26 protein-coding genes are annotated in these 26,279 nt (G+C 65.2%); 17 read left to right on the top strand and 9 right to left on the bottom strand.

Going from position 1 to position 26,279, the window contains the following annotated elements:
- The 6 genes from VHB27_RS09530 to VHB27_RS09555 all read right to left on the bottom strand — a co-directional run.
- Positions 1-912: hypothetical protein (locus VHB27_RS09530; protein ID WP_325599653.1), on the bottom strand; the 912-nt coding region annotated here is incomplete at its 3' end.
- A gap of 127 nt (positions 913-1,039) precedes the next feature.
- A complete protein-coding gene (locus tag VHB27_RS09535; protein ID WP_325599654.1) occupies positions 1,040-1,291 on the bottom strand; it encodes a MoaD/ThiS family protein in 252 nt (83 codons plus the stop codon).
- A gap of 24 nt (positions 1,292-1,315) precedes the next feature.
- Positions 1,316-3,583 carry a xanthine dehydrogenase family protein molybdopterin-binding subunit gene (locus tag VHB27_RS09540; RefSeq protein WP_325599655.1) on the bottom strand — a complete coding sequence of 756 codons (2,268 nt, stop codon included), beginning with the start codon at positions 3,581-3,583 and terminating at the stop codon, positions 1,316-1,318.
- Positions 3,580-4,065, bottom strand: a complete 486-nt coding sequence (locus VHB27_RS09545) for a (2Fe-2S)-binding protein (RefSeq protein ID WP_325599657.1) — start codon at positions 4,063-4,065, stop codon at positions 3,580-3,582. The genes VHB27_RS09540 and VHB27_RS09545 overlap by 4 nt, the downstream gene beginning before the upstream one ends.
- Positions 4,066-4,068: 3 nt before the next feature.
- Positions 4,069-4,956 (bottom strand): FAD binding domain-containing protein, encoded by an 888-nt coding sequence (locus VHB27_RS09550; protein ID WP_325599659.1) that lies wholly within the window; start codon positions 4,954-4,956, stop codon positions 4,069-4,071.
- A gap of 135 nt (positions 4,957-5,091) precedes the next feature.
- Complete coding sequence (locus VHB27_RS09555; RefSeq protein ID WP_325599661.1) at positions 5,092-6,030, bottom strand: LysR family transcriptional regulator; 939 nt, start codon at positions 6,028-6,030, stop codon at positions 5,092-5,094.
- Positions 6,031-6,153: 123 nt separating this feature from the next.
- Between VHB27_RS09555 and VHB27_RS09560 the strand changes: the two genes are divergently transcribed.
- The 12 genes from VHB27_RS09560 to VHB27_RS09615 all read left to right on the top strand — a co-directional run bounded on the left by VHB27_RS09560 (position 6,154) and on the right by VHB27_RS09615 (position 18,093).
- On the top strand, positions 6,154-7,272 hold the full coding sequence (locus tag VHB27_RS09560) for an HlyD family secretion protein (protein ID WP_325599663.1): 1,119 nt from the start codon (positions 6,154-6,156) through the stop codon (positions 7,270-7,272).
- Between the two features lie 34 nt (positions 7,273-7,306).
- Positions 7,307-8,869 carry an MDR family MFS transporter gene (locus tag VHB27_RS09565; protein ID WP_325599665.1) on the top strand — a complete coding sequence of 521 codons (1,563 nt, stop codon included), beginning with the start codon at positions 7,307-7,309 and terminating at the stop codon, positions 8,867-8,869.
- Between the two features lie 70 nt (positions 8,870-8,939).
- Positions 8,940-10,160, top strand: coding sequence for a vWA domain-containing protein (locus tag VHB27_RS09570; protein WP_325599667.1), 1,221 nt, complete (start codon positions 8,940-8,942; stop codon positions 10,158-10,160).
- A complete protein-coding gene (locus tag VHB27_RS09575; RefSeq protein ID WP_325599669.1) occupies positions 10,153-10,473 on the top strand; it encodes an XdhC family protein in 321 nt (106 codons plus the stop codon). Before VHB27_RS09570 ends, VHB27_RS09575 begins: the two co-directional genes overlap by 8 nt.
- A gap of 42 nt (positions 10,474-10,515) precedes the next feature.
- Positions 10,516-11,259 carry a carboxymuconolactone decarboxylase family protein gene (locus tag VHB27_RS09580; protein WP_325599671.1) on the top strand — a complete coding sequence of 248 codons (744 nt, stop codon included), beginning with the start codon at positions 10,516-10,518 and terminating at the stop codon, positions 11,257-11,259.
- Complete coding sequence (locus tag VHB27_RS09585) at positions 11,256-11,978, top strand: maleate cis-trans isomerase family protein (RefSeq protein WP_325599673.1); 723 nt, start codon at positions 11,256-11,258, stop codon at positions 11,976-11,978. The genes VHB27_RS09580 and VHB27_RS09585 overlap by 4 nt, the downstream gene beginning before the upstream one ends.
- 158 nt (positions 11,979-12,136) lie before the next feature.
- Positions 12,137-12,892, top strand: a complete 756-nt coding sequence (locus tag VHB27_RS09590) for an ABC transporter ATP-binding protein (RefSeq protein ID WP_325599675.1) — start codon at positions 12,137-12,139, stop codon at positions 12,890-12,892.
- Between the two features lie 13 nt (positions 12,893-12,905).
- On the top strand, positions 12,906-13,637 hold the full coding sequence (locus VHB27_RS09595; protein WP_325599677.1) for an ABC transporter permease subunit: 732 nt from the start codon (positions 12,906-12,908) through the stop codon (positions 13,635-13,637).
- A 5-nt stretch (positions 13,638-13,642) separates the two neighbouring features.
- Positions 13,643-15,532: a GldG family protein gene (locus VHB27_RS09600; protein ID WP_325599679.1), complete on the top strand. Its 1,890-nt coding sequence runs from the start codon at positions 13,643-13,645 to the stop codon at positions 15,530-15,532.
- 12 nt (positions 15,533-15,544) lie between these two features.
- On the top strand, positions 15,545-16,732 hold the full coding sequence (locus VHB27_RS09605; protein WP_325599681.1) for a DUF4340 domain-containing protein: 1,188 nt from the start codon (positions 15,545-15,547) through the stop codon (positions 16,730-16,732).
- A complete protein-coding gene (locus tag VHB27_RS09610) occupies positions 16,729-17,160 on the top strand; it encodes an NUDIX hydrolase (protein ID WP_325599683.1) in 432 nt (143 codons plus the stop codon). The genes VHB27_RS09605 and VHB27_RS09610 overlap by 4 nt, the downstream gene beginning before the upstream one ends.
- A gap of 378 nt (positions 17,161-17,538) precedes the next feature.
- Positions 17,539-18,093, top strand: a complete 555-nt coding sequence (locus VHB27_RS09615) for an HNH endonuclease (RefSeq protein ID WP_408903988.1) — start codon at positions 17,539-17,541, stop codon at positions 18,091-18,093.
- A 43-nt stretch (positions 18,094-18,136) separates the two neighbouring features.
- Here the strand turns inward: VHB27_RS09615 and VHB27_RS09620 are convergent, their stop codons facing one another.
- Complete coding sequence (locus tag VHB27_RS09620) at positions 18,137-19,390, bottom strand: heme-binding protein (protein ID WP_325599687.1); 1,254 nt, start codon at positions 19,388-19,390, stop codon at positions 18,137-18,139.
- Between the two features lie 350 nt (positions 19,391-19,740).
- Here VHB27_RS09620 and VHB27_RS09625 point away from each other — a divergent pair, with 350 nt between their 5' ends.
- Positions 19,741-20,598 carry an LLM class F420-dependent oxidoreductase gene (locus VHB27_RS09625; protein ID WP_325599688.1) on the top strand — a complete coding sequence of 286 codons (858 nt, stop codon included), beginning with the start codon at positions 19,741-19,743 and terminating at the stop codon, positions 20,596-20,598.
- Positions 20,599-20,682: 84 nt separating this feature from the next.
- On the opposite strand, the gene VHB27_RS09630 is transcribed toward VHB27_RS09625, so the two are convergent.
- Entirely contained in the window at positions 20,683-21,381 is a 699-nt protein-coding gene (locus VHB27_RS09630) for a glutathione S-transferase family protein (RefSeq protein ID WP_325599690.1), read from the bottom strand.
- A gap of 78 nt (positions 21,382-21,459) precedes the next feature.
- Here VHB27_RS09630 and VHB27_RS09635 point away from each other — a divergent pair, with 78 nt between their 5' ends.
- Positions 21,460-22,725 carry a M16 family metallopeptidase gene (locus VHB27_RS09635; RefSeq protein ID WP_325599692.1) on the top strand — a complete coding sequence of 422 codons (1,266 nt, stop codon included), beginning with the start codon at positions 21,460-21,462 and terminating at the stop codon, positions 22,723-22,725.
- Between the two features lie 36 nt (positions 22,726-22,761).
- Here the strand turns inward: VHB27_RS09635 and VHB27_RS09640 are convergent, their stop codons facing one another.
- On the bottom strand, positions 22,762-23,628 hold the full coding sequence (locus tag VHB27_RS09640) for a hypothetical protein (RefSeq protein ID WP_325599694.1): 867 nt from the start codon (positions 23,626-23,628) through the stop codon (positions 22,762-22,764).
- A 287-nt stretch (positions 23,629-23,915) separates the two neighbouring features.
- Between VHB27_RS09640 and VHB27_RS09645 the strand changes: the two genes are divergently transcribed.
- From VHB27_RS09645 to VHB27_RS09655, 3 genes are all read left to right on the top strand, one after another.
- Positions 23,916-24,806, top strand: a complete 891-nt coding sequence (locus VHB27_RS09645) for a TauD/TfdA dioxygenase family protein (protein ID WP_325599696.1) — start codon at positions 23,916-23,918, stop codon at positions 24,804-24,806.
- A 13-nt stretch (positions 24,807-24,819) separates the two neighbouring features.
- Positions 24,820-25,719 carry a TauD/TfdA dioxygenase family protein gene (locus VHB27_RS09650; RefSeq protein ID WP_325599698.1) on the top strand — a complete coding sequence of 300 codons (900 nt, stop codon included), beginning with the start codon at positions 24,820-24,822 and terminating at the stop codon, positions 25,717-25,719.
- Positions 25,720-25,731: 12 nt separating this feature from the next.
- Positions 25,732-26,279: TauD/TfdA dioxygenase family protein (locus tag VHB27_RS09655; protein ID WP_325599700.1), on the top strand; the 548-nt coding region annotated here is incomplete at its 3' end.

The following is a 26,279-nucleotide window of genomic DNA, read 5'->3' on the forward strand; positions in this document are numbered from 1 at the left end:
GAAATCGCGAACGAGCACGACCTCCCTTACATTTGGGAACAGGTAGCGAATCCCTAGTCGGGAATCTCGTTCCGGGAGAGACTTCTCAGCGAAGTAGATCGGGTAACTGATCCCCTTATCCGCGGCCACTTCCTGGTAGAAGTCCAGTATAATATTCCGGAACGCCTTTGCCAGATGACTCGGCACGCGCTCATACAGAAACTCGCTTAGCTTGAGAGGGTTTTTAAAAACTGTCGGAGCCAGTGCGTGATCAAAGTAAGGATTGAATCCAATATGAAACCGATTCTCGGTGGCGGTAATGCGATCAGCACGCAAAGATCGTTCTGTATCCGTAGCTGCACACAAAGTACGCAGAGCATAAGCGTAGTAGCAGCCCAGCTCGATTTCGAATGGACGCTTCCCTGCGACAATGATGTGTGGATGACGGGCCATCTCCGACATGACGGCGGTCGAACCAGTACGGCCGCACGTCGAAAGCAGCACGGGACCCAGAGGACGTTGGGCAACATCAGAGCGGTCAAGCGAAACAGCGGGTATAACCCCCTTAGTCTCGATTAAATATGCCTTTGTGCTGCTGACACGAACGGTTACGTGGTTCGCCTCGAACATGGACAGCGGATTGGCATAGTAGTACCGGTACACGTATCGTCCGGTTGCGTTGGGATCGAGCGATTTCAACCCTTCCCTCGGAAGGTTTGCCTCGCAATATCCGACCGGAACACCGTTGACGAGAACATCGACGCGTAGGCTCCGGGACCAATCCGAGCGATCGGCCACCCAGCCCGTTACAAAGAAGCGATTGGACTCGTCGATATATCCAACAAATTGACCTTTCGCCTGCCCATCCTCTTGAAGGCTCCGTACCTCGGCGCTCGTCTCTGACTCCAACGCCGCTGGTGCATTTCCCGACATCGAGCAACCCTTCCTGCTTCTTCGGATCACGATCCGTCGATACAGAATGGTTGTAGTCTAAGGATAAATTTTGCGCAAAGCGTGTCGTGAGAAAGAGGCTGCTATTTCTGATTGATATTCGACAATATCACCCACCCCCGATCTTCGGGATCAAACAAACCTCGCTCCCAGGACGCAACGCCACATCATACGCGTCCTGGTAGATCTCCCCGTCCACCGCGACCGCCATCCCCTCCTCGACCTGCTTGCCCAACCCGGGGAACCGTCGCTCCAACTCCAGCACCAGCCGGCGGAAATTGGTCGCCTCCACCTCGAACTCCGTCTGCCCGCCGGTCAACGGCAGGGCAGCGGAACCCGAGGAGAGGACGACCTTCACCACCTTACCGGCGCCCCATCGACACCATCACCCCGCCGCGTCCAGCGCCGCGCGCACTTTCGGCGGCGACATCGGCAGGTCCGGCATGCGCACCCCCGTGGCCGACTTGATCGCGTTGGCGATCGCCGCCATCGGCGGCACGATCGGCACCTCGCCCACGCCGCGCGCGCCGAACGGGTGGCGGGGATTCGGGACCTCCACCAGCACCGCCTCGATCATCGGCACGTCAGAGGCGACGGGCACCCGGTAATCCAGGAACCCGGCATTCTCCATCTGGCCGCGTGAATTATAGATGTATTCCTCATTCAGCGCCCAACCGATGCCCTGGGCCGCGCCGCCCTGGATCTGCCCTTCGACATAGGACGGATGGATCGCCTTGCCGACATCCTGGATGGCGGTATAGCGCTCGATCTTGACGTGCCCGGTCTCCTTGTCGACCGACACGTCGCAGATATGCGCGCCGAACCCCGCACCCGCGCCCTGGGCGTTGACGCTGACCTCGGCGATGATCGGACCGCCGGTCCGGGCGGCCTTCAGCGCCAGGGACGCAAGGTCCAGCGGCTCGAACGCACCGGCGTTGGAGCCGGCGGGATACGCCATCCCATCCTTCCACTCCACCGCCTCGACCGGAATGTCCCAGGTCTGCGCCGCTCGGCGCTTCAGGTCGTCGACCACCTTCTCGGCCGCCTGGGTCGCAGCCATGCCGGTGGCGAAGGTGACGCGGGAACCGCCGGTCAGGTGGGTGAACCCGATGGAGGCGGTATCGGCCACGATCGTGCGCACCGCCGTCGCGGGAACACCCAGCACCTCGGCCACCATCATGCCGATGGAGGCGCGGGAGCCGCCGATGTCCGGGCTGCCGGTCGCCGCGGTGACCGACCCGTCCTCGTTCACGTGCACCGACGCCGAGGACTCGCCGCCGATGTTGAACCAGAACCCGGTCGCCAACCCGCGCCCCTGCCCTTCCGGCAGTGGCGACTTCCAGTGCGGATGCGCCTTCACGGCGTCCAGCACGGCGGTGTAGCCGATGTTCTGGTGCGTCGGGCCGTAATGGGTCTTGGTCCCGTTCTTCGCCGCGTTCTTCACCCGCAGCGCCAGTGGATCGATGCCCAGCTTCGTCGCCAGGTCATCCATCAGGCTTTCCACCGCGAACGAGGTGATCGGCGCGCCGGGCGCGCGATAGGCCGCGACCTTCGGCCGGTTCGACACCACGTCGTACCCCACGACGTCGACGTTCGGCAGGTCATACATCGCGAACCCGCACATGCAGCCCGGCCCGATCGGCGAACCGGGGAACGCGCCGGCCTGGAACTTCAGCACCTCCCGCGCGGCGACGATCGTGCCGTCCTTCTTGGCGCCGATCTTGACCTCGATCGACGCGCCCGAGGTCGGGCCCGACCCGCGGAACACGTCCTCGCGGGTCATCTGCATCTTCACCGTCTTGCCGGACTTGCGCGACAGCGCGACGGCCAGCGGCTCCAGGTAGATCAGCGTCTTGCCGCCGAACCCGCCGCCGATCTCGGCCGGGTTGACGCGGATGTTCGCCATGTTGATGTCCAGCAGCTTCGCCGTATAGGCGCGGACCATGAAATGGCCCTGGCTGGAGCTATGGATCTGCACCTGCCCGTCCGGGTTCCAGGTCGCCATGCAGGCATGCGGCTCGATATAGGCCTGGTGCACCGGCTGGGTCGTATAGCGGCCCTCGACGATGACGTCGGCTTCCTTGAAGCCGGCCTCGGCGTCGCCCTTCTTGAAGGTGACGACCTTGGCGACGTTGGACGGCTTGGTCGGCTTCGGCTCGACGCCGGCGGTGAACAGGTCGTCGTGCAGGATCGGCGCGTCCGGGGCCATCGCCGCATCCGCGTCGATGACGTGCGGCAGGACCTCATAGGTGACGTCGATCAACGCCAGCGCCTGATCCGCGATCGCCTGGGTTGTGGCGGCGACGGCGGCCAGGGCGTGGCCTTCGTACAGCGCCTTGCCGCGCGCTATGACGTTCAGCGACAGGTCGCGGAAATTCATCGGCCCTTCGCCGACGAACGCCTCCTCGGACGGGATGTCGGGAAAGTCGGCGGCGGTGACGATGGCTTTCACGCCCGGCAGGGCCTCGGCCTTCGACGTGTCGATCTTGACGATCCGCGCATGTGCGTGCGGGGAGCGCAAGACCTTCCCCCACAGCATCCCCGCGGCGCGCGTGTCGGCGGCGAACACCGCCTTGCCGGTCACCTTGTCGACGCCGTCAGGGCGGATCGGACGGGTGCCAACGACTTTCAAGCTGGAATCGATGTAATTCACGCAGCAGCCTCCCCTCGCATGACAGCAGCGGCATCCATCACCGCTCGGACGATCTTGTCGTAACCGGTGCAACGACACAGGTTACCGGCCAGCCAGTAGCGAATCTCGGTTTCGGTCGGGTTCGGATTCTCGTCCAGCAGCGCCTTGGACGCGACGATCAGACCGGGGGTACAGAACCCGCACTGCAAGGCCGCATGCTCCAGGAACTTCTGCTGCACCGGATGCAGCTTCTCACCCTGGGCGACGCCCTCGATGGTGGTGATGCTCGTGCCCTCGGCCTCCACGCCCAGCATCAGGCAGGAGCAGACGAGCCGTCCGTCGACCATGATGGAGCATGCGCCGCAGTCGCCGGAGCCGCAGCCTTCCTTGCTGCCGGTCAGGCCGATCACGTCGCGCAGCACGTCCAGCATGGTCTGCTGGGTCTCGCACAGGAACTCGACGGGTTCGCCGTTGATTGTCGTGGAAACGTAATTCTTGGCCATGATTCAGTGAACCTTTGCAGAGGTTTTGCCGGCCGCGCGGTCGAACGCGATGGCGGCGGTACGGCGGGCGAGGACGCCGGCGACCTTGACCCGGTATTCGACGGTGCCGCGCTTGTCGGAGATCGGCTTGGCCGCCGCCTGCGCCGCCGCATCCAGCTTCGCCAGCGTCGCGTCGTCCAGCGTATGCCCGACCAGCGCCGCCGCGGCGTCGGGGACCAGGATCACCGTCGGCGCCACGGCGCCCAGCGCCACGCGCGCGGCGGTGCAGACGCCCTTTTCATCCAGCGTCACGTTGACGCCGCAGCCGACGACCGCGATGTCCATTTCCGTGCGCGGAATGAACCGCAGATAGGCATCCGAGGACCGAGCAGGCCGGGGCGGGAACTTGAATTCCAGGATGAACTCGTCCTTGGCCAGCGTCGTCCGGCCCGGGCCGGCGGGGATCTGCTCGACCGGCACCTCACGGCGACCGTTCGGCCCGACCACCACCGCAATCGCTCCGGCGGCGTACATCGCCGGCACGCTGTCGGCCGCCGGCGAGGCGTTGCACAAATTGCCCGCCAGCGAGCAGCGGCCCTGCACCTGCGTCGAGCCGATCAGGTCGAGCGCCTCGACCACGCCGGGCCACGCCTTGTTCATCCCGACATGCGCTTCGACCACCGCACCCGGCGTCGCCGCGCCGACGACGAACCCGCCGTTCTCCTCACGGATCCCGATCAGGCCCGGGATCTTCTTGGTGTCGACGATCAGGTCGGGTTTCAACCGGCCGGAGCGCATCTGCACAAGAAGATCGGTGCCTCCCGATAAAACCTTCGCCAAGCCGGACGCACCGGCAAGAAGTTTGACCGCATCCTCCACCGAGGTCGGTGCGGCGTAGCTGAGACCTGACATCATCGCTCCCGTTTGCATGACGTTTTCGGCCGGACGGCAAAGGGTGGCCGCACGGTTTATCGGAACGTTAAGGGATTGCCCCCCCTTGGTCGAGAGGGGCCGTCCCAAGGACGGCACCGTGGCCCGAACCTGGTTCTATGCGCCTCCCGCCGAAGCCATGACCTCCACTGGCGGGTTCATCCACTTCCGGTGCGCCATGAACCGCTCCGCGAGCAGGTCGATGAACCGCCGTACCTTCGCCGAAAGCTGGTGCCGGTGCGGATAGATCGCCGAAATCGTCAACTCCACGCCCCGCGTGCCGGGCAACGGCTGCACCAGCGTCCCCGCCGCCAGGTCGTCGGCGATCAGGAATGTCGGCGCCATCAGCAAACCATGACCGGCGATCGCCATCAACCGCAGCGCATCCGCACTCGTGGTCTGCAGGTTGCCGCGGATGCGGACCGTCTCCAGCCCCCCGTCCGTCGTCTCCAGCCGCCATTCCCGGCCAAACGGATAGAACGCGTATTGCAGGCAGTTGTGCTCCGCCAGATCGGCCACCGTCCGCGGCGGCGTGTGCTGCTCCAGATAGGATGGCGAGCAGCACAGCACGTGCCGCCACGGTGCGAGTTGACGCATCACCAGGCCCGACGCCGGCAAGGGCGTGGTCCGGATCATCATGTCGAAGCCTTCTTCGACCAGGTCGACCGGCCGCTCGCCCACCGTCAGGTCCACCGACACGTCCGGGAACGCGGTCAGGAACTCGCCGACCACCGGCGCCAGGAACCGGCCCAGCACGGTGTTGCAGTGTACGCGCAATGTCCCTTGCGGGACAGCGTGCTGCATGCTGGCCAGCCTGTCCGCCTCGTCCAGCTCCGCCAGGATCGGCACCAGCCGCTCGTAATAGGCGCGCCCCACTTCCGTCAGGCTGACTTTGCGCGTCGTGCGGTTCAGCAACCGAGCGCCCAGCCGCTCCTCCAGCGCTTGGACGTGGTTGCTGACCATCGTGGCCGACATATCCAACCGTCGCGCGGCGGCTGAAAACCCGCCGGCCTCCACGACGCGGCCAAAGACGGAAAGGCTCGTGAGACGATCCATATCAGCCCATTATCAATCACGGGTGGATAATCCTTCAACCAAAACGGGCATTATCGCAAGGTTGCCCCAAGACCATCTTCCCCCGCGGCGGCCAGCGGGCCAGTTCGGTAAAGGAGTTTCGTGATGGTTGCCATGCCCAGGGAGGACTCGCTCCGGCCAAGCGACCCTATGATCGCGACGCAGGATCGGGCGCGTCGTACCCCCTGGGCCAAGCGGGCATCGTTGATCGCGCTCGGCATCGCCGCCCTCGCGGCGGCTGCTTATTATGGGTACGACTACTGGGAGGTCGGCCGGTTCATGGTCTCGACCGACGATGCCTATGTGCAGGCCGATTACACCACGATCGCGCCCAAGGTGTCGGGCTATATCAGCGAGGTGGCCGTCGCCGACAACCAGTCCGTCAAGGCCGGGCAATTGCTGGCCCGTATCGATGACCGCGATTACCGCACCACGCTCGACCAGGCCCGCGCCGACGTCGCGGCAGCCCAGGCGGCGGTGAACAACTACGACGCCCAGATCAGTCTCCAACAAGCCGAGATCACCGAAGCACAGGCCACCATCGCCACCACCCAGGCCGCCCTGGACTTCGCCCGCTCGGACGCCGAACGGTACCGCGACCTGATGAAGACCGGCGCCGGCACGATCCAGAAGGCGCAGGAGACCAGGGCCAGGCAGGAACAACTGACCGCCCAGCTCCAGCGTGACCAGGCGTCGCTGATCGCCGCCCAACGCAAGATCGAGGTGCTGCAGACCGGCAAGACCCAAGCCGCCGCCCGACTGGCCCACACCCAGGCCGTCGCGCACCAGGCCGAACTGAACCTGGGCTATACGACGATCACGGCGCCAGTCGACGGCACGGTGGGCGCGCGCAGCCTGCGGGTCGGGCAATACGTCATCGCCGGCACGCAGCTAATGGCCGTCGTGCCGCTGCAAGCAGCTTATATCGTTGCCAATTATAAGGAAACCCAACTCGCGCATGTCCGCCCCGGCCAGCCCGTCACCATCAGCGTCGACGGCCTGCCGGACCAGACGCTGCTAGGACATGTCGACAGCATCTCTCCCGGCAGCGGGCTGGAGTTCGCCTTGCTGCCGCCCGACAACGCCACCGGCAACTTCACCAAGATCGTCCAGCGCATCCCCGTGCGGATCAGCTTCGACGATCCGGCCGTGACCAAGCTGCTGCACGCGGGCATGTCGGTCGAACCGTCGATCGACACGCGCCGCGGTATCAAGGGCAACTGACGGTCCAACGGGATACCACGCGGGACACCGGATCATGTCCGTCTCCACATCAGACACCGCCTCCGCCAAGACCTGGGTCGCAGTCGTCGCCGCCACGCTGGGCGCCTTCATGGCGGTGCTGAACATCCAGATCGTCAACGCCTCGCTGGCCGACATCCAAGGCGCGATCGGCGCAGGCGTCGATGACGGCGGCTGGATCTCCACGGCCTACCTGGTGGCCGAGATCGTCGTCATTCCGCTGACCGGCTGGCTGGCGCAGGTGTTCTCCCTGCGCCGCTATCTGCTTGTGAACGCCGTGCTGTTCCTCGTCTTCTCGGTCGCCTGTGCCTATGCGCAGAACCTGAGCCAGATGATCGTGCTGCGCGCCATCCAGGGGTTCTCCGGCGGTGTGCTGATCCCGCTGGCATTCACGATCATCATCACCTTGCTGCCGAAAGCGAAACAACCGATGGGCCTGGCGCTGTTCGCGCTGTCCGCGACCTTCGCCCCCGCCATCGGTCCGACCATCGGCGGCTACCTGACGGAAAACTACGGCTGGCAATTCATCTTCTTCGTCAACATCGTGCCCGGCGCGGTGATGATCTCCCTGCTCTGGGCCACGCTGGATCCCGCGCCGATGAAACTGAACCTGCTGCGGCAAGGCGACTGGCCCGGCATCGTCACGATGGCGATCGGGCTGGCCTGCCTGCAAACGGTGCTGGAGGACGGCAACAAGGACGACTGGTTCGGATCGAGCTACATCCTGCGCCTGTCCATCATCGCCGCCGTGTCGCTGTCCGCGTTCATCGTCATAGAGCTGGTCGTCGCGAAGCCGCTCCTGAACCTGCGTCTGTTGCTGCGGCGGAACTTCGGATTTGGTTCCATCGCCAACTTCCTGATGGGCATCGCCCTCTACGGGTCGGTGTTCATCCTGCCGCTCTATCTGTCGCGCATCCAGGGCTACAATTCGGAACAGATCGGCATGGTGCTGGCCTGGACCGGCCTGCCGCAACTGGTGCTGATCCCGCTGGTGCCCAAGCTGATGCGCTATGTCGATGCGCGGCTGCTGATCGGCGTCGGCTTCGCGTTGTTCGCCACCAGCAACTTCATGAACGTCCATCTCAGCAGCGACACCGCCGGCCCTGAACTGCTGCTGCCCAATATCGTCCGCGCGGTCGGCCAGGCGCTGGCCTTCGCACCGCTGTCAGCCGTGGCGACGGCAGGCATCGAGGCGGTCAATGCCGGCTCCGCCTCGGCATTGTTCAACATGATGCGCAACCTCGGCGGCGCGATCGGCATCGCGGTGCTGGAGACGTTCCAGACCAAGCGCGAGCAGTTCCACTCCAACATCCTGACCCAGTCCGTCTCCGTCTTCCAGGAAGCCACGCGCGCCAGGATCGATCGCCTGACGGACTACTTCCTGGCGCACGGCGTGTCCGATCCGGCGCTGGCGACGCACAAGGCGCTGGTGGCGATCGGCAAGCGGATCGCGCAGCAGGCGAATATCATGGCATTCAGCGATACGTTCTATTTGCTGGGCGCGGCGCTGGTCGGCGCGCTGATCGCTTCCCTGCTGCTGCGCAAGCCGGGCCAGATGAGCGCCGGCGGGGCGCACTGATGATCACTCGCGCGCCGACAACGACGCGCGCTGACAATGACGGAGGAACGCGGGCTGCTATAACGGCGACATGAGCCAGACCGCCCCCACGACTACCCCGACGCTGGCGACCAACGTCATGCACTTCGCCCGCCTGCTGCGCCGGGCGGGGCTGCCCGTGGGGCCGGCGGAGACGATCGCGGCGCAGCAGGCGCTGACGCAGATCGACCTCGGGTCCCGCATCCAGGCCCGGACCGCGCTCCGGACCGCCATGATCCACCGTCATGACCAGCAGGAGGTGTTCGACCACGCCTTCGACCTGTTCTGGCGCGATCCCTCGTCCGCCGAACAAGCCGCGGCGATGGCGCTGCTGGAAGGACAGAAGGAGCAGAAGAAGGACGAGAAGCCGCCCCCTGCCTCACGCCGCGTCGCCGAGGCCTTCGCCCGCAAGAACGATAAACCGCCGCAGCCCAAGGAGGAGCCGCCCCAGGTCGACATGACGATGACGGTCTCCGACCTCGAACGCCTCCAGCAGATGGATTTCGAGGCCATGAGCGCGGATGAGATCAACCGCGCCAAGCAGGAGATCAAGCGGCTGGTCCTGCCGCTGGACATGCGGCGGACCCGCCGGCTGCGGCCCGACCCGTCCGGGCCGGTGACCGACCTGAAGCGCACCATCCGCGCCAGCCTGCGCCAGGGCGGCGAGATCACCGGCATCGCCCGCAACCGCCGCGTCACCCGGCCTCCGCCGCTGGTGGTGCTGTGCGACATCTCGGGGTCGATGGCACGGTATGCGCAGATCCTGCTGCATTTTCTTCACGCCGTGACCAATGACCGCGACCGCGTCCACGTCTTCCTGTTCGGCACCCGCCTGTCCAACGTCACGCGGCAGTTGAAGGCTCGCGACCCCGAGGTCGCGTTCCAGATGGTCGCCCATGCCGTGCCCGACTGGTCCGGCGGCACCCGCATCGGCGAGGCACTGGCCAACTTCAATCGGTTCTGGGCCAAGCGCGTCCTGGGCCAGGGCGCGATCGTGCTGCTGATCACCGACGGCCTGGACCGCGACGGCGCGGCGGGCCTGGCCGAGAACATGGACCGGCTGCATCGCTCCTGCTCACGGCTGATATGGCTCAACCCGCTGTTGCGCTGGAGCGGGTTCGAACCAAAATCCCAGGGCATCCGGGCGATGCTGCCGCATGTGGACGAGTTCCGGCCGGTGCACAACCTGGACAGCCTGCGCGGGCTGGTCGATCTTCTCTCACGCTCAGCGCCGAGCAGGCCCGCGCCAAGCAAGGGATCATATCATGTCTGATACCGAGGACGTTCTTTCCACCGCAGCCCTCTGGCGCGCCGCCGGCGAACAAGTCGCGGTGGCCACGGTGACCGAGACCTGGGGCAGTTCTCCCCGCCCCGCCGGTAGCCAGATGGCGGTGACGAAATCCGGCAAGATGGCCGGCTCCGTCTCCGGCGGCTGCATCGAGGGCGCGGTCGCCGACGCCGCGATGAAGACGATCGAAACCGGCACGCCGCAGCTTCTGGATTTCGGCGTGAGCCACGAGCGCGCCTGGGAAGTCGGGCTGGCCTGCGGCGGCAAGGTGAAGGTGTTCGTCGAACGGCTGAACTGACCGGCGCCGCGAACACCCGCCACCACGGACCCGGAGGCACGAATGACCCGCCAGGATCTCCGCCATCAGGGCGAGACCATGCTTCGCACCCTGTTTGGTTCCGCCGCCCAGACGGCGGGTTTCGGCCATCTGCTGACCGAGGCGGCTTATGGGGGCATCTGGTCCCGGCCGGCGCTTGACCTACCCGACCGGCTGGTGTGCGCGATCGCCGCGCTGGGCGCCATCCCGCGCCTGAAGGCGTTGCGGCGGCATGTCGCCGCCGGACTGGAACAGGGCCTGTCCGCCGAGGCGATCCGGGAAATCCTGGTCCAGGCCGCGCTCTACAGCGGCTTCTCGGCGGCCGAGGAGACCCTGGACCTTGCCGGCGAGGTGTTCGCCGAACACGGCATCCAGTTCCCCGCCGACCCGCCGGAGGACGCGCCGCTGGAAGAGCTCGACCGTCGCGGTGCGGAGCTGATGGCGGCGCTGCACGGGGACCGGGCGACGCAGGGCTATGCGGCGCCGGACAATCCCGTGACCGGTGCGCTGTATCCCTCGGCGATCCGCTTCGGCTACGGGGAAATCTGGTTCCGGCCCGGCCTGGACCGGCGACGCCGAGCCCTGGTGTCGATCGCGGCGTTCACGGCGCTGCGCCTGCCGGCGCAGGTGGCCAAGTTCGGCCAGTCCGCCCTGAACATGGGCCTGACCCGGCCGCAGGTGATCGAGGCCATCATCCAGACCGCCCCTCTCACCGGCTTCCCCCCTGCCCTCAATGCGCTCGGCGCCCTCGGCGAGGCCTTCCGGTGACCCCGATCGCGTATGGCGACACCGCGCGGCTGGGGGTCCTCGTCCCCTCCGGCAACAGCGTGGCCGAGATCGAGTTGCGCGCCATGTTGCCGGCCGAGGTCGCGATGCTGACCACCCGTCTCGCGCTGCGTGGCAGTTCGGAGCCGGAATTGCTGGCGATGCTGACCGACCTGGACAAGGCGGCCGAACTGGTCGGGCACGCGGAACCGGACGCGATCGCGTTCCACTGCACCGCCGTCTCGACTTATGCGCCGCATTTGGCGGGGGAGATCCGCGGCCGCATCACGGCGGCCTCGGGCAAGCCGGCGCTGGCCACCGCAGATGGCATCCTGGCAGCGCTGAAACTACTGGAGACGCGGCGGGTGCTGCTGGTGACCCCCTATGTCCAGCCGGTGCATGAGCGGGAGATCGGCTACCTGCAGGCCCAGGGCGTGGCGGTCGTCGGCGGCAGCTATCTGGGCGTGGACACCAATACCGAGATGGCCCGCATCCCCCCTGCGACGATCGCCGACCAGGTCCGCGCGGCAGCGAAAGGGGTGGATGCCGACCTTTGCTTCATCAGCTGCACCGCGATCCGCTCGGCCGGCCTGATCGCCGACCTGGAGTCGGAACTGCGGATGCCGGTGATCACCAGCAACCAGGTGATGGCCTGGCACGCGCTGGCCACCATGAAGGTCGGCGCCAGGGTGCCGGGATTCGGGCAGTTGTTCGCGCGCTAGACCGACGCCGTGCCCGCGGATCGTGACCGTTCCGCAACCCCTTCTATTTTGTAAGTTAATATCCGTTCAGGTCTCCCCCCGCACGGTTGCATTTGTCGCCGATCCTTGTCATCCCGCCGCCGAAGCGGACGCGCAGGACGGGCCGAAGGGGGATAGAGGTGGCAAGCAGCCAGCAAGCGGACGCGCCGGCGCCGCTGATCCGGATCGAAGGCCTGACCAAGCGCTTCGGCTCGTTCACGGCCGTCGACGACGTCTCTTTCGATGTGAAACGCGGGGAGGTGCTGGGTTTCCTGGGCCCCAACGGGGCCGGCAAGTCCACCACCATGCGGATGCTGGCCGGCTTCATGATCCCCACCGCCGGCACCGCGCGGATAGACGGGCACGACGTCCAGGCCGACGGCGTCGCCGCACGCAAGGTGCTGGGCTTCCTGCCGGAGGGCGCACCGACGTATCCGGAAATGGCGGTCGAAGCGTTCCTGCGCTTCTGTGCCAAGATACGCGGCTTCTCAGGCAGCGAGTTGACCGACCGGGTCGATCACGCGCTGAACCTGACCACGCTGCGTGGGGTGCGGCTGCAGCCGGTCGAAACGCTGTCGAAAGGCTTCAAGCGCCGCGTCGGCCTGGCCCAGGCGCTGCTGCACGATCCGCCGGTGCTGGTGCTGGACGAACCCACCGACGGCCTGGACCCGAACCAGAAACACGAGGTGCGCGGCCTGATCGAGCGCATGGCGCCGGACAAGGCGATCGTCATCTCCACCCATATCCTGGAGGAAGTCGACGCCGTCTGCACCCGCGCGATCATCATCGCCCGCGGCAAGGTCGTCGCCGACGCCACCCCGCGGGAGCTTCAGGGGCGGCACGAATCCGGGAAGCTGGAAGAGGTGTTCCGCGGCCTGACCCGGGACGCCGCATGATGGAAGCCGCCTGATGCGCAACACGCTGATCATCGCCGGGCGCGAGCTGCGCGGCTATTTCGCCACGCCCGTCGCCACCGTCTTCATCGTCATCTTCCTGGTGCTGCAAGGTGCGCTGACCTTCAACCTGGGTCAGTTTTTCGATCGCGGGCAGGCCGACCTCAACCCGTTCTTCACCTTCATCCCCTGGGTGTTCCTCCTGCTGATCCCCGCCATCACCATGCGCCTTTGGGCGGAGGAGCGGCGGCTGGGGACGATCGAGCTGCTGCTGACGCTGCCGATCACCCAAGGGCAGGCGGTGGTGGGCAAGTTCCTGGCGGCCTGGGCGTTCTGCGCGATCGCCCTGGCGCTGACCTTCCCCTTCATCATCGCCGTCAACATCCTGGGCTCGCCGGATAATGGCGTGATCGCCACGGGTTACCTGGGCTCGCTGCTGATCGCGGGGGCGTTCCTGTCGGTCGGCGCGGCGATGTCGGCGGTAACGCGAAACCAGGTCATCGCCTTCGTCTTGGCGGTGGCGGTGTGCTTCGTCTTCGCCGTCGCCTCCAACGCCATCGTCAACGACTTCCTGTCGAAGAACACGCCCGCCCTGGCCGCCTTCACCCGGCGGCTGGCGATCGTGGACCGGTTCACCGACTTCACGCGCGGGATCATCTCCCTGCGCGACGTGATCTACTTCGCCAGCTTCATCGGGTTCTTCCTGTTCCTCAACACCGTCCTGGTGGACCAGCGGAAGGCGGACTGATCGCGATGCGCCGCACTCTCTTTTCGTTCGTCGGCGTCATCGCCGTGCTCGCCATCGTCGTCGGCATCAACATGTTCGCCGACGCACGGCTGGCGAACATGCAGATCGACGCGACCCAGGGCCATATCTACACCCTCTCCCCCGGCACCCGGCAGATCCTCGCCGGCTTGAAGGAGCCGGTGACGCTGCGGCTGTTCTACTCCCGCCAGCTCGGCACCACGGTGCCCGCCTATGGCAGCTATGCCGACCATGTGCGGGAGATGCTGCGCGACTATGCGTCGCTGTCCAACGGCAAGGTGAAGCTGGAATTCTACAACCCCGAACCGTTCAGCGACACCGAGGACCGAGCGGTGGCGTACGGACTGCAGGGGGTGCCGCTGGATCAGAGCGGGACGCAGATCTATTTCGGGCTCGCGGGCACGAACCTCGAGGACGACGAGCGCACCATCCCGTTCTTCCAGGCCGATCGCGAACGGTTCCTGGAATACGACATCACCAAGCTGATCTATGAGCTGTCGAACCCGAAACGGCCGGTGGTGGGCGTGATGACCTCGCTGCCGATCGACGGCGACCCGCAGGCGATGATGACGGGCCGGCCCAGCCAGCCTTATGCCGTGGCGTCGCTGCTGCGGCAGACGAACACGGTGAAGACGGTGCCGACCGATGCGCAGGTGATCGACCCCGACATCCAGGTGCTGCTGGTGGCCGAGGCGCGCAGCCTCTCGCCGGCGACGGAATACGCGATCGACCAGTTCGTCATGCGCGGCGGCAAGCTGATGGTGATGGTGGACCCGTGGTCGGAGGCGCTGGCCGCGGTTCCGTCGCAGACGGGCGAACCGCCCACCGACACGCACAGCGACCTGAAGACGCTGTTCAAGGCCTGGGGGATCGAATTCGACCCGACCAAGGTGGTGGGCGACCTGAACGGCGCCTGGCGCGTGCGGGCCGGCAGCAACGATCAGGTGCAAGCGGTGAACTACCCGGCTTGGTTCTCGATCACCGACGGGATCAATCACGACGACCCCGCCACGGCCGACCTGCAGTCGATCACCGTGGCGTCCTCGGGCTTCATCGCCAAGGACCCGAAATCCTCGATCCAGTTCACCCCTCTGCTGACCAGCAGCGACCAGAGCGGCATCATCCCGGTGGGGCAGGTGATGATGCCGGACCCCGCCAAGGTACTGGCCGACTTCAAGGAGGCGGGCGGGCCGAGGGTGATCGCCGCCCGGGTGCGCGGGGTGCTGAAATCCGCCTTCACCGGACCGCCGCCGCTGACCGGCAAGGAGACGCGGCCGGCCAATTTCCCGGCCTATAAGGCGGAGACCAGCGGTCCCGCGAACCTGGTGGTGGTCGCCGACAGCGACATCCTGGCCGATCGGTTCTGGGTGCATTCCGCCGATTTCTTCGGACAGCAGACCGCCACGCCGTTCGCCGACGACGGCCCCTTCGTCGCCAACCTTGTCGGCACCCTCGCCGGCAGCGATGCGCTGATCGGCCTGCGCAGCCGGGGCGACACCAATCGTCCCTTCACCCTGGTCCAACACATGCAGGGCAAGGCGGAGGCGCAGTTCCGCCAGACGGAGAAGGCCCTCCAGACCCATCTGGATGACGTTGAAAAACAGTTGCGCGCGCTGCGCACCGGAAGCGGCGACAACGGCAAGACCGAGGCCGTGATCACCCCGGCCCAGCGTCTCGCCATCGATGCCGCCCGCAAGGACATCCTGGCAACGCGCCAGAAGCTGCGGGCGGTGCAGTACGCACTGAACCACAACATCGACCGGCTGGAGATGGAGCTGCGCATCTTCACCATCGTGCTGGTCCCCACGCTGCTGGCGGTGATCGCCATCGTCATGGGTATCGTCCAAAGCCGCCGCCGCGCTCGCGCTCGGGCCTGAGGAGAGAGGGAGATGAAACCGACCACGGTCGTGATCCTGGCGGTGTGCGGCGTGCTGGCGCTGGGCGGCGGCTGGTATTTCGGCACCCGCACCGAACCGGTCGAGCAAAGCACGATCCCCCCGGGCAGCCTGATGTTCCCCGGCCTGGCGAACAAGCTGGCCACCGTCGCCAAGCTGGAAATCGCGCACCAGGGCAAGACGCTGACCATCGAGAAGCGGCCCGACGGGGAATGGGGCATCGCCTCGATGCACGACTATCCGGTGCAGGAGACGAAGTTGCGCGGCCTGCTGACCGGCCTGACCGAACTCCGGTTGAGTGAGGCGCGCACCAGCGAACCGTCCGAGTTCCCGCGCCTGGGCGTCGAGGACCCGAACGGGGCGAAGGCGACCTCCAACCTGCTGACGCTGGCCGATGCCGCGGGCAAGCCGGTCGCGTCGCTGATCATCGGGCACCGCCGCGTGCGCAGCGAAGGCGACGGCGCCGAAGAAGTCTATGTCCGTCGTCCCGGCGACAACCAGAGCTGGCTCGCGCGGGGCAGCATCGAGGCGGACGCCGATTCGGCGCAGTGGATCGACCGCGATATCCTCGATATCGGGCACGCCCGGATCGCGTCGGTGAACGTCAACGACAACGCGCTGGTGTTCGGCAAGCTGGAGGGTCGGTTCGCGCTGCTGCAACCCGCCGACCACCCGAAGCTGGAAGACTACAAGGTCGACGACGTGCATCGCGCGCTGGAGATGCTGACGCTGCTGTCGGTGAAGCAGGATGCCGATCTGCACCTGCCGGAGGCCGGGCACGCGGTGTTTACGACGAATCACGGGCTTGCGATCACCGTGCACGTGTTCCACGCTCCGAAAAACGGCGGCAAGGACGAGGACGTCTGGGCCCGGTTCTCGGCTACCGGTCCGGCTGCCGAGAAGAAGGAAGTCGATGCGATCAACCGGCGGGTGAGCGGCTGGTCGTATCAGGTCGGATCCTGGAAGGAGGCGGCGCTGGTGCCGACATTGGACGACCTGAAGGCGAAGGAGGCGAAGAAGCCGGCGACGTCCGCTGCCGCGACGCCAGTCCCTGGCGCCTCGCCAACCACGCCCCCAATGGCCACGCCCCCAATGGCCACGCCCCCAGCAGCTTCCCACTCGGCTCCCGCGGCATCGGCTCCGAAGGCCGGCGCGCCGGCCGCAGCGCCGGTGGCGAAGTGACCGATCGCGAATACCCGACCCGTCCTTTCATCGGCATCGGCATCGTCGTCATCAAGGGCGACCAGGTATTGCTGTGCCAGCGCGGCAAGCCACCCGGCGTCGGGACCTGGACCCTGCCCGGCGGCGCCCAGGAATTGGGGGAAACCTGTGAGCAGGCGGCGCGGCGCGAGTTGATGGAAGAATGCGGGCTGGAGGTCGGGCCGCTGCATTTCTGCGCCCATGTCGACACGATCCGTCGGGACGCGGATGGGCGCATCCGATTCCATTACACGATCCTGGACTTCGCCGCCCGCTGGGTCTCGGGCGAACCGGTCGCCGGGTCCGATGTCCTGCACGCCGAATGGGCGCCGATGGATGCGCTGGAACCTTATGAGCTCTGGTCGGAGGCTCACCGGATCATCGGAATCGCCCGGCGCCTGGTGGAGTGAGGCCCAGCCCGGCAACGACGAGAAATCGGCGGCGGGCGGTCGGCACGACTCGGTGCGCGGAGGCCAGGCCGGCGTCACGGCCCGAATCCATTCACCTTCGTGATATCAAAGGCTTGACTGGACATCACGCCGCCAAGCCCGGACCTTGGGCGCGGGGCCGCCAGGGCGCATCCGTCCAGAATCGGAGGAAAATCAGCGGTCGCGGCACGCTGTCATGGCCGCGACATATCAACGGTGGATAAGTTGGTGTATCTGTTGTCCGAACCCAGGAAGGAGTCCGATCAAGAACGCTGAATTGAAACAGTTGCCGTTTGCTTGGCTCTCGCCGATCTTGGCGATACTACGACCAGGGGAGATTGCTGATTGCTCGACAGCAGTATGAATTACCCGGCTCTGGTGCTGAACGCAGACTTCCGGCCGCTGTCGTATTTCCCTCTTTCACTATGGTCGTGGCAGGACACGGTGAAGGCGGTGTTCATGGATCGCGTCAGCGTCCTGAGCGAATACGATGCCATTGTCCGGTCGCCGCGGGTGCAGATGCGCCTGCCCAGCGTGATCGCGCTGAAGGACTATGTCCCGGCGATGCGCACCCCGGCCTTCACCCGGTTCAACGTCTTCCTGCGTGACCGCTTCCATTGTCAGTATTGCAGCCGTCAGACCCCCTCCTCCGACCTGACCTTCGATCACGTCATCCCGCGCAGCAAAGGCGGCAGGACCGGGTGGGAGAACGTGGTCGCGGCCTGCAGCGTCTGCAACCTGCGCAAGGGCGACCGGCTGCCGAAGGAATGCGGGATGTACCCCAAGGTCCCGGCGCGCAAGCCGACCAACTGGGAATTGCAGGAAAACGGGCGGACCTTTCCCCCCAATTACCTGCACCATAGCTGGCGCGACTATCTCTACTGGGACGTGGAGTTGGATACCTCGCCGGACTAGTGATGATGTGGGGCCGGTCCCGACAGGCCGGCCCCGGTCGTCATCAAGGCCAGGCGGAGGGCGGGACCGTCTGGGTATCGGACGGCACCAAGGTCGCGACCGAGACATGCGGCCAAGTCAAACCGGCGAAGTTCAGCAATACGACTTGCGAATACTGAATCTGCGTCGAATGCACCGTGATGGTGATCGCCTTGGCGATCTCGTGCGGCGGCGTCACCTCGAACACCGGCCTGAACTGCTCGGGATGAGCGGCCGGCGCGGGGATCTTCAGCGGCGGCTGGCCCGGCTTGAAGGGCGGGATGACGATCTTGTGCTCCACGGTCTCGATCCAGAACGTGGCCGCCATCTTGACGGCATTGGCGTTGGCTGCGCCGCCGCTCGCATTGCCCAGCAGGAAGGCGATGTTGTCCGTCCCGCCGCCGAACTCGGGCGCCGCCGGCGCCGTCGACACGGTAAAGACGATCGTTTTCGTGATGGTCTGACCGGCGATCGCGTTCCGCAGCACGGTGTTGGGATCGTTCAGGATCGCCTGGTTGATCGTCCCCGCGGCGATGAACTTGGTCAGATCCTGCGGAATGCGCGGCGTGGCGTTGTTCGTGGCCGTCTGGCTCGCGAAAGTAATGAGATTCGGCGGATTGCTGTTGATCACGAACGGGGTGATGCTCACCGGCGGAATGGTGGGCGGGCCGTTGAACGACCCGGCAGGCTCCAGGCATTGCGCGTTGATGGTGGTCCCGTGCGGGATGGACGCCATGCGGACCAGTGACGTCGCGAGGTCCGGCGTGGTCGTGGTGGCGGGGATATGCATCCACAGCCCCGGTTCGAAATGGATGCCGATCGGGTTGCCGTCCCCTTTGCCGGTGTCCGGATTGGTGACGTCGCTGATGGTCTGCACATAGGGCACGCCATTGAGGAATATGTCGTTCTGCGCCTCCAGGCCGCGATTGGGCACGCTGCCGAGGGCAGGCGAAAAGGCCAGCGTCTCCTTGGTCAGGTTCAGTTCCAGAACGTTTTCGCTGGGTGGCGTCGGAGGCGTCGGCGAAACGGGGTTCGGAAAGGTCGTCGTCGTCGGCGCCGCGCTGTTGGGACGAAAGATCATGTTGAAGCCGGTGCCCGCAAAGGTGCCGGTGAAATGCGACAGCACGCCCAGTGTCGGTGCCGTCAAATGGGGACGGGTATGCCCTCGGACCGGCCGGATCTCATCGATCTGGAAGGTCGCGGGCAAGGAAATCCTCGCCGCCTCCGGATGCAGCAAAAGCTCGGGATTCAGAGTAACTCCGGGTTTCGTTTCGCTCATTTGGCTGATCCTTTAAAGAATATTCCCGTGTATTCTTGGTTATTACTTATATTGCGAACACGATGTCGCATTGTCAGGCCGGACCCGCACGCACAAACGACTGCAAGGGCCCAGCCATGCACGGGACATGGCTATCGCCCAACGCTCTCGTTCAGCCCAACGCTATCGTGGAAGGTGCAAGTCGGGGCGGGACCATACGTCAGCACTTCGTGCCGCGCTGCGGGAATCGTAATGATCGGAGGTAAACTTCCCGTGAGTTCATCTCGAGCGGTTGCCTGTGGAGGGTGCCCTCCCGTTCGGCGGCCAAAGCGTGCATGATGCGCCCAACCGTTGTTCAAGGAGGAACCCACATGCTGAAATCCGGCGTCTCCATGTTCTTCACCGACTATTCCATTTCACCGGCGGAACTGGGCCAGGCGCTCGAATCCCGCGGCTTTGAGTCCGTCTGGGCGCCCGAACACTCGCATATCCCACTGAGCCGGAAGTCGCCGTTCCCGGGCGGCGGGGACCTGCCGAAGAAATACTACGACGCGATGGACCCGTTCGTGACGCTGACCGCGGCGGCGGCGGCCACCAAGACGCTGAAGGTCGGCACCGGCGTCTGCCTGGTGGCGCAGCGCGATCCGATCCAGACGGCCAAGCTGGTCGCAAGCATCGACCAGGTCTCCGGCGGGCGGTTCCTGTTCGGCATCGGCAATGGCTGGAACCAGGACGAGTTGGAGGACCACGGCGTGAAATTCGCCGACCGGCACAAGGTCGCCCGGGAACGCGTCGAGGCCATGAAGAAGATCTGGACCGAATCGAAGCCGGAATATCACGGCGAGTTCGTCGATTTCGGACCGATGATGACGTGGCCCAAGCCGGTGCAGAAGCCGCATCCGCCGGTCATCGTCGGCGGCGCCTTCCCCTACTCCGCCCGCCGCGCGATCCGTTACGGCGAGGGTTGGATTCCGCAGGCGTCCCGCGGCGGCTACAGCGAGATCGGCGACCTGATCCCGCAATTCCGCAAGATGTGCCAGGAAGCCGGACGGAACCCCGACGAGATCGCAATCACCGTCTGGTTCCCCAAGCGGGAGGTCGACCTGATGAAGCGCTACATGGACCTGGGCGTCGAACGGGTGGTCTTCAATGTCGAGTCCGTGCCAGCGAAGGACGCGCTGCCGGTGATCGACGAGATCGCGGCGTTCATGGCCAAGGTGAACGGCTGAGGTCGCCGGACGGGTTCCGCGGTGGCTCCTCCGTCACGGTGGGCCTGCGCCCGCCATGACGGAAGGCCCCGTTCCATCCCTGCCCTACCGCGCGACGAACTGGGCCTTGCCGAACATGTTCTCGCGCTCCTCGGCGGTCATCTGCCCCTTGCGCTGGTTGTCCGCCAATACCGCGACGCCGCGCTGCACGGCCGGACGGGCGGCGATCGTGTCGTGCCAGCGCTTCACGTGCGGATAGTCCGACAGCTCGATCTTCCGGCGGTCGGGGTTGCGGATCCAGGGAAAGGTGATGATGTCCGCCATCGAGTATTCGGCGCCGGCGAGGTATTCGGCCTGCGACAGCCGCTTCTCCAGCACGCGGTGCAGGCGGGTAACTTCATTGGTGTAGCGGTCGATGGCGTAGGGCAGCTTCTCCACCGCGTAATTGGCGAAGTGGTTGTACTGGCCGAACATCGGGCCGATGCCGCCCATCTGGAACATCATCCATTGCAGGCAGGCGTAGCGGCCTGCGGGATCTGCGGGGATCAGCCTTCCCCCTGTCTTTTCCGAGAGATAGATCAGGATCGCCGCGGACTCGAACAACGTGATCGGCTGACCGCCGGGCCCATCCCGGTCGATGATCGCGGGGATCCGGTGGTTCGGCGTGATCGCGAGGAATTCCGGCCTGAACTGCTCCCCCTTGCCGATATTCACCGGCACGATGGTGTACGGGAGGCCAAGCTCCTCCAGGGCGATATGCACTTTGTGGCCGTTGGGCGTCGGCCACGTCCAGACCTCGATCATGCGCGCTCCCTTTCTTCGTTGCGCCGTCTCCGGCAACCCCATATGCATGGATGAATGAATGAAAGAGAAGCCCCCAAGATGAACGATGCGATCCGCCTGACCCAGCTTCCCAGCGGCCTGACCGTGGTGACCGAACGGATGGAGCGGGTGGAGACGGTGTCGATCGGCGCTTACGTCGCCACCGGCAGTCGGAACGAGACGCCGGCGGAAAACGGGGTGTCCCATTTCCTGGAGCACATGGCCTTCAAGGGCACGGAGAAGCGCAGCGCCGCCGCCATCGCCGAAGAGGTCGAGGCCGTCGGCGGCCACATCAATGCCTATACCGCCCGCGAGCAGACCGCCTATTACGTCAAGTTCCTGAAAGAAGACACCGCGCTGGGCGTCGACATCATCGGCGACATCCTGACCCACTCGACCTTCGAGCCGGAGGAGTTGGAGCGCGAGCGCAGCGTCATCCTGCAGGAGATCGGGCAGGCCAACGACACGCCCGACGACATCATCTTCGACCACTTCCAGGCCACCGCCTATCCGGACCATGCGCTGGGTCGGCCGGTGCTGGGTTCGGCGGACGTGATCAAATCCATGCCGCGCGGCACGCTGACCGGGTATATGGGCCGCAACTACGCCGGTGACAGCATCGTCGTCGCCGCCGCCGGCAACCTGGAACACGACCGGATCGTCGACCTGGTCCGGCAACACTTCGCCGACCTTCCGACGAAGGCCCGCCCGGCGTTCGATGCGGCGGCGTATCGTGGCGGCACGTTCCGGGAGGACCGCGACCTGGACCAGGTCCACGTCGTGCTGGGCTTCCCCTCGGTTGGTTACAGCGACGACGACTATTATCCGACCCTGCTGATGTCGACGCTGCTGGGCGGCGGGATGTCGTCGCGCCTGTTCCAGGAGATCCGGGAGAAGCGCGGGCTGGTCTATTCGATCTACTCCTTCGCCTCGCCGTTCCGCGACGGTGGGTTGTTCGGCATCTATGCCGGCACCGGCGAAAGCGAGGCGGCGGAACTTGTGCCGGTGATGCTGCAGGAACTGCGCAACGTCCAGGCCGACGTCTCCGAAGCCGAACTCGGCCGCGCTCGGGCGCAGCTGAAGGCGAGCCTGCTGATGTCGCTGGAAAGCACCGGCAGCCGGTGCGAACAACTGGCGCGGCAACTGCAGACCTATGGCCGGATCATTCCGACATCGGAGACGATCGCACGGATCAACGCCGTGACGACCGAGGACATCAAACGCGCCGCCGCCCGTCATTTCCGCGCGGCGCCGACCTTGGCGACGATGGGACCGGCGGGACAGGTGCCGGAACTGGGGACGATCCAGGAGATGCTGGCGGCCTGAGCCCCGGACGGGCCACCTGGTCTCCGGCCGCCGCGATCAGGTTAAGCTGGATGAATTTCCGTCATTGGGGTGCTTGCGTGGATCCGCGGCCCAGCGCCCTTGATCTATCGCCGCTTCCGCGGCTGCGACGATCTCCGTCACCGAACGAAGCAATCCGGGCAGATTCAGCCAGTCGAGGGCAGTTTCCACCTTTTCCCAATCCCCATGAGCCAAATCATTCCGGATCCGTCGAGAACGATCTATGTATGCCTTTGCATCTGGAGGCGCCTGAAAGGAAAAGCCCCTTTCGAGATGCTCAATGTAACAGGCGCTTTTTGCCTGCCCTGGCCTTGGCTGGGGAACCGGCGACACGAAGGCGGCGCATAAGCTCTTTAGGCTTTTCTCAAGAAACATATGCACCGATACGATACCCAAAGCGGGCATCAGAAATGCCAGCGAATTCTGCCATTGTGGAAGCTCGTAATCCTCGATGCCCGCTTTCATGGATTCAAATTCAAAATCATCCCTAGGATAGGGATTTTCTTTAAGGGTCAGTACGTTCTTAAGTGAGAGAATTTCTTTCCGGATCGCATTTTGCGCAGCATACAAGACGTCATTCAGCTGTTCCATTTCCTCTTGTATAAGCACGAATTCAACGGTGCCTTTGGACTGGAACAAGTAACAGTCATATTCAGGGAAATCACGATCGTCATCGACAGGGATGCCCACTACCAAGTGTGTGGGCAGAAGCATTGTGGGCAAAGCCATATCGCTGCACGACTCCTGACAATGATGGCCGATGCCCATCGGTGGTCGGATGCCGGCCAAATCTATCTGGTTCCCCAGCTCGCTCCAACCGGTCAGGAAATGGCATTTGAAACGGAATCGCCAAGGAATGGTCGTTTGCGATGAGAAAGTTGTCACTTGCCTCTCGATTGAGGCGGTTGCCGCAACCATGGCCTAGAAAACTTGCGGTGGACATCCAGTCGGTTCCGCATCAGAGTTCCTTGAACTCATCTGCCAGTGAACCGTATTTCGCCGCGAAAGCCCCGTTCGCGGCAACATGAGACAACCTCCGCTCCATCGTCTCCAAAGCCTCTCCGCGACTTGCGTGGCGTGTCGCCGGAGGAGCGGCGCCGCCTCACCGCATTTCCCTCGGTCGAAAACGCCGCTATACTGGCCGGTAAGCACCAAAACCAGGAAACGCGGTCATGCAGATCACCGAAGTCGGCCCCGGTTTTGTCGGTGACGTCACCGGCATCGACCTGACCAAACCCCTGACCCAGGCCCAGGTCGCTGCGATCGAGGCCGGCATGGACCGGTTCGCCGTCCTCGTCTTCCACGGCCAGCACTTCGACGACGACAGCCAGATGGCGTTCAGTCGCCGTCTGGGCGAACTCGAAATCTCCTCCGGCGGGGAAATGAGCAGGCCCGAGGAGCGGCGGACCAAGATCGAGGTCGCGGACATCTCCAACCTGGACCAGCACAACCGGCTGCGCGGGGCCGACGACCGCAAGCGGCTGATCGCGCTGGGCAACCGGCTCTGGCACTCCGACGCATCCTTCCGAGCGGTGCCGGCGAAATACTCGCTGCTGTCGGCGCGGGTGGTTCCGGGGCGTGGCGGCAACACCGAATTCGCCGATATGCGCGCTGCCTATGACGCCCTGGACGACGCGACCAAGGCGGAGATCGAGGACCTGGTCACGGAACACTCCAATGCCTATTCGCGCGAGATGATCGGCTTTCCGGCCGAACATTACGGCGCGGAGAACCAGGACAAGCTGCGCCCCGTCCGCCAGCGGCTGGTGCGCACCCATCCGGTCACCGGCCGCAAGTCGCTTTTCCTGTCGGCGCATATCGGCTCCATCGTCGGCTGGCCGGTGCCGGAGGCGCGCGCTTTCATCCGTGACCTGACCGAACACGCCACGCAGCCCCGGTTCGTGTACGCGCATGAGTGGAAGCCCTGGGACCTGGTGATCTGGGACAACCGCACCACGATGCATCGCGCCAGGCGCTATGACGATCTGAACGACGTGCGCGACATGCGCCGCACCACTATCCGCGGCGAGGGCCAGACCGCACCGCAACTGCAAGCCGCATGATGGGAGCCAGCCCATGACACTGCACCTGACGCCGCTGCATCCGGGCTTCGTCGCCGAGGCCAGCGGGATCGATATCAGCAAGCCGCTGACGCCGGACCAGGTCGCCGCGATCGAGCGCGGCATGGACGAGTACGCCGTCCTGGTCTGGCGCGACCAGCCGTTGACGGACGAGCAGCAATGCGATTTCAGCCGCAACTTCGGTGAGCTGGAGCAGACGCTGATCGGCCAGATGCAGCGCCCCGAGGAACGGCGCCTGAAGCTGATCGAGCTTGGCGACGTTTCCAACATCAACGCCGCCGGCGGCATCCGCGCGCGCGACGACAACCGGCGGATGTACGCGCTGGGCAACCGGCTCTGGCACACCGACGCCTCCTTCCGCGCGACAGGGGCGGGCTATTCGCTGCTGTCGGCGCGGATCGTGCCGTCCAAGGGCGGCAATACCGAATTCGCCGACATGCGCGCCGCCTATGACGCCCTGGACGACGCCGCCAAGGCGGAGGTCGAGGGGCTGGTGACCGAACACTCGATCGCCTTCTCCCGCGCCTTGCTGGGCTTCGCGGAGTTCGGCGACGGCAACGCGGACAAGATCCGTCCCGTCCGCCACAGCCTTGTGCGCACCCATCCGGTGACCGGTCGCAAGTCCCTGTATCTGGCCTCGCATATCGGCGGCATCGTCGGCTGGCCGGTCCCGGAAGCACGGGCCTTCATCCGCGACCTGATGGAACACGCGACACAGCCCCGGTTCACCCATGCGCATGTCTGGCGTGTCAACGACCTCGTCATGTGGGACAATCGCACCACGATGCATCGTGCGACACGGTTCCGGGACCTGGAGGAGGTGCGCGACATGCGCCGCACCTCCATCAAGGGCACGGGGCTGACCGCGGAACAGGTGCCCGTAGCGGCGGAATAGAAGGAAAGACGGATGAGTCTCGCGATCAGGGAGCTGACGCCCGGTTTCGTCGGTGAAGTTTCGGGCGTCGACATCACCGAACCGCTGACGTCGGAGCAGGTGGCCGCGCTGGAAGCCGGCATGGATCGTTACGCTGTCCTGGTCTATCACGGCCAGGAGTTCACCGACGACCAGCAGAAGCGTTTCAGTCGCTACTTCGGCAGCCTGGAAGCGACTGCCGGTGGTAACGTCACAAAGGATAAGGACCGCCGACTGGACGCCGACATGGCGGACGTTTCCAACCTCGGCGCCGACCACAAGCCCCTGGCGCGCGACGATCGTCGCCGTTTATTCAATCTGGGCAATCAACTTTGGCATTCGGACAGTTCATTCCGAGCGGTGCCGGCGAAGTATTCGTTGCTTTCGGGAAGGACAGTGGTGGACAAGGGAGGCAATACCGAGTTCGCCGACATGCGCGCTGCGTATGACGCCCTGGACGCGGCAACGAAAACCGAGATTGAGCACCTGGTCTGCGAGCATTCGCTGATCTATTCCCGCGGCACGCTGGGCTTCACCGAATT

The organism is Rhodopila sp., from assembly GCF_035548235.1.
Lineage (GTDB): Bacteria > Pseudomonadota > Alphaproteobacteria > Acetobacterales > Acetobacteraceae > Rhodopila.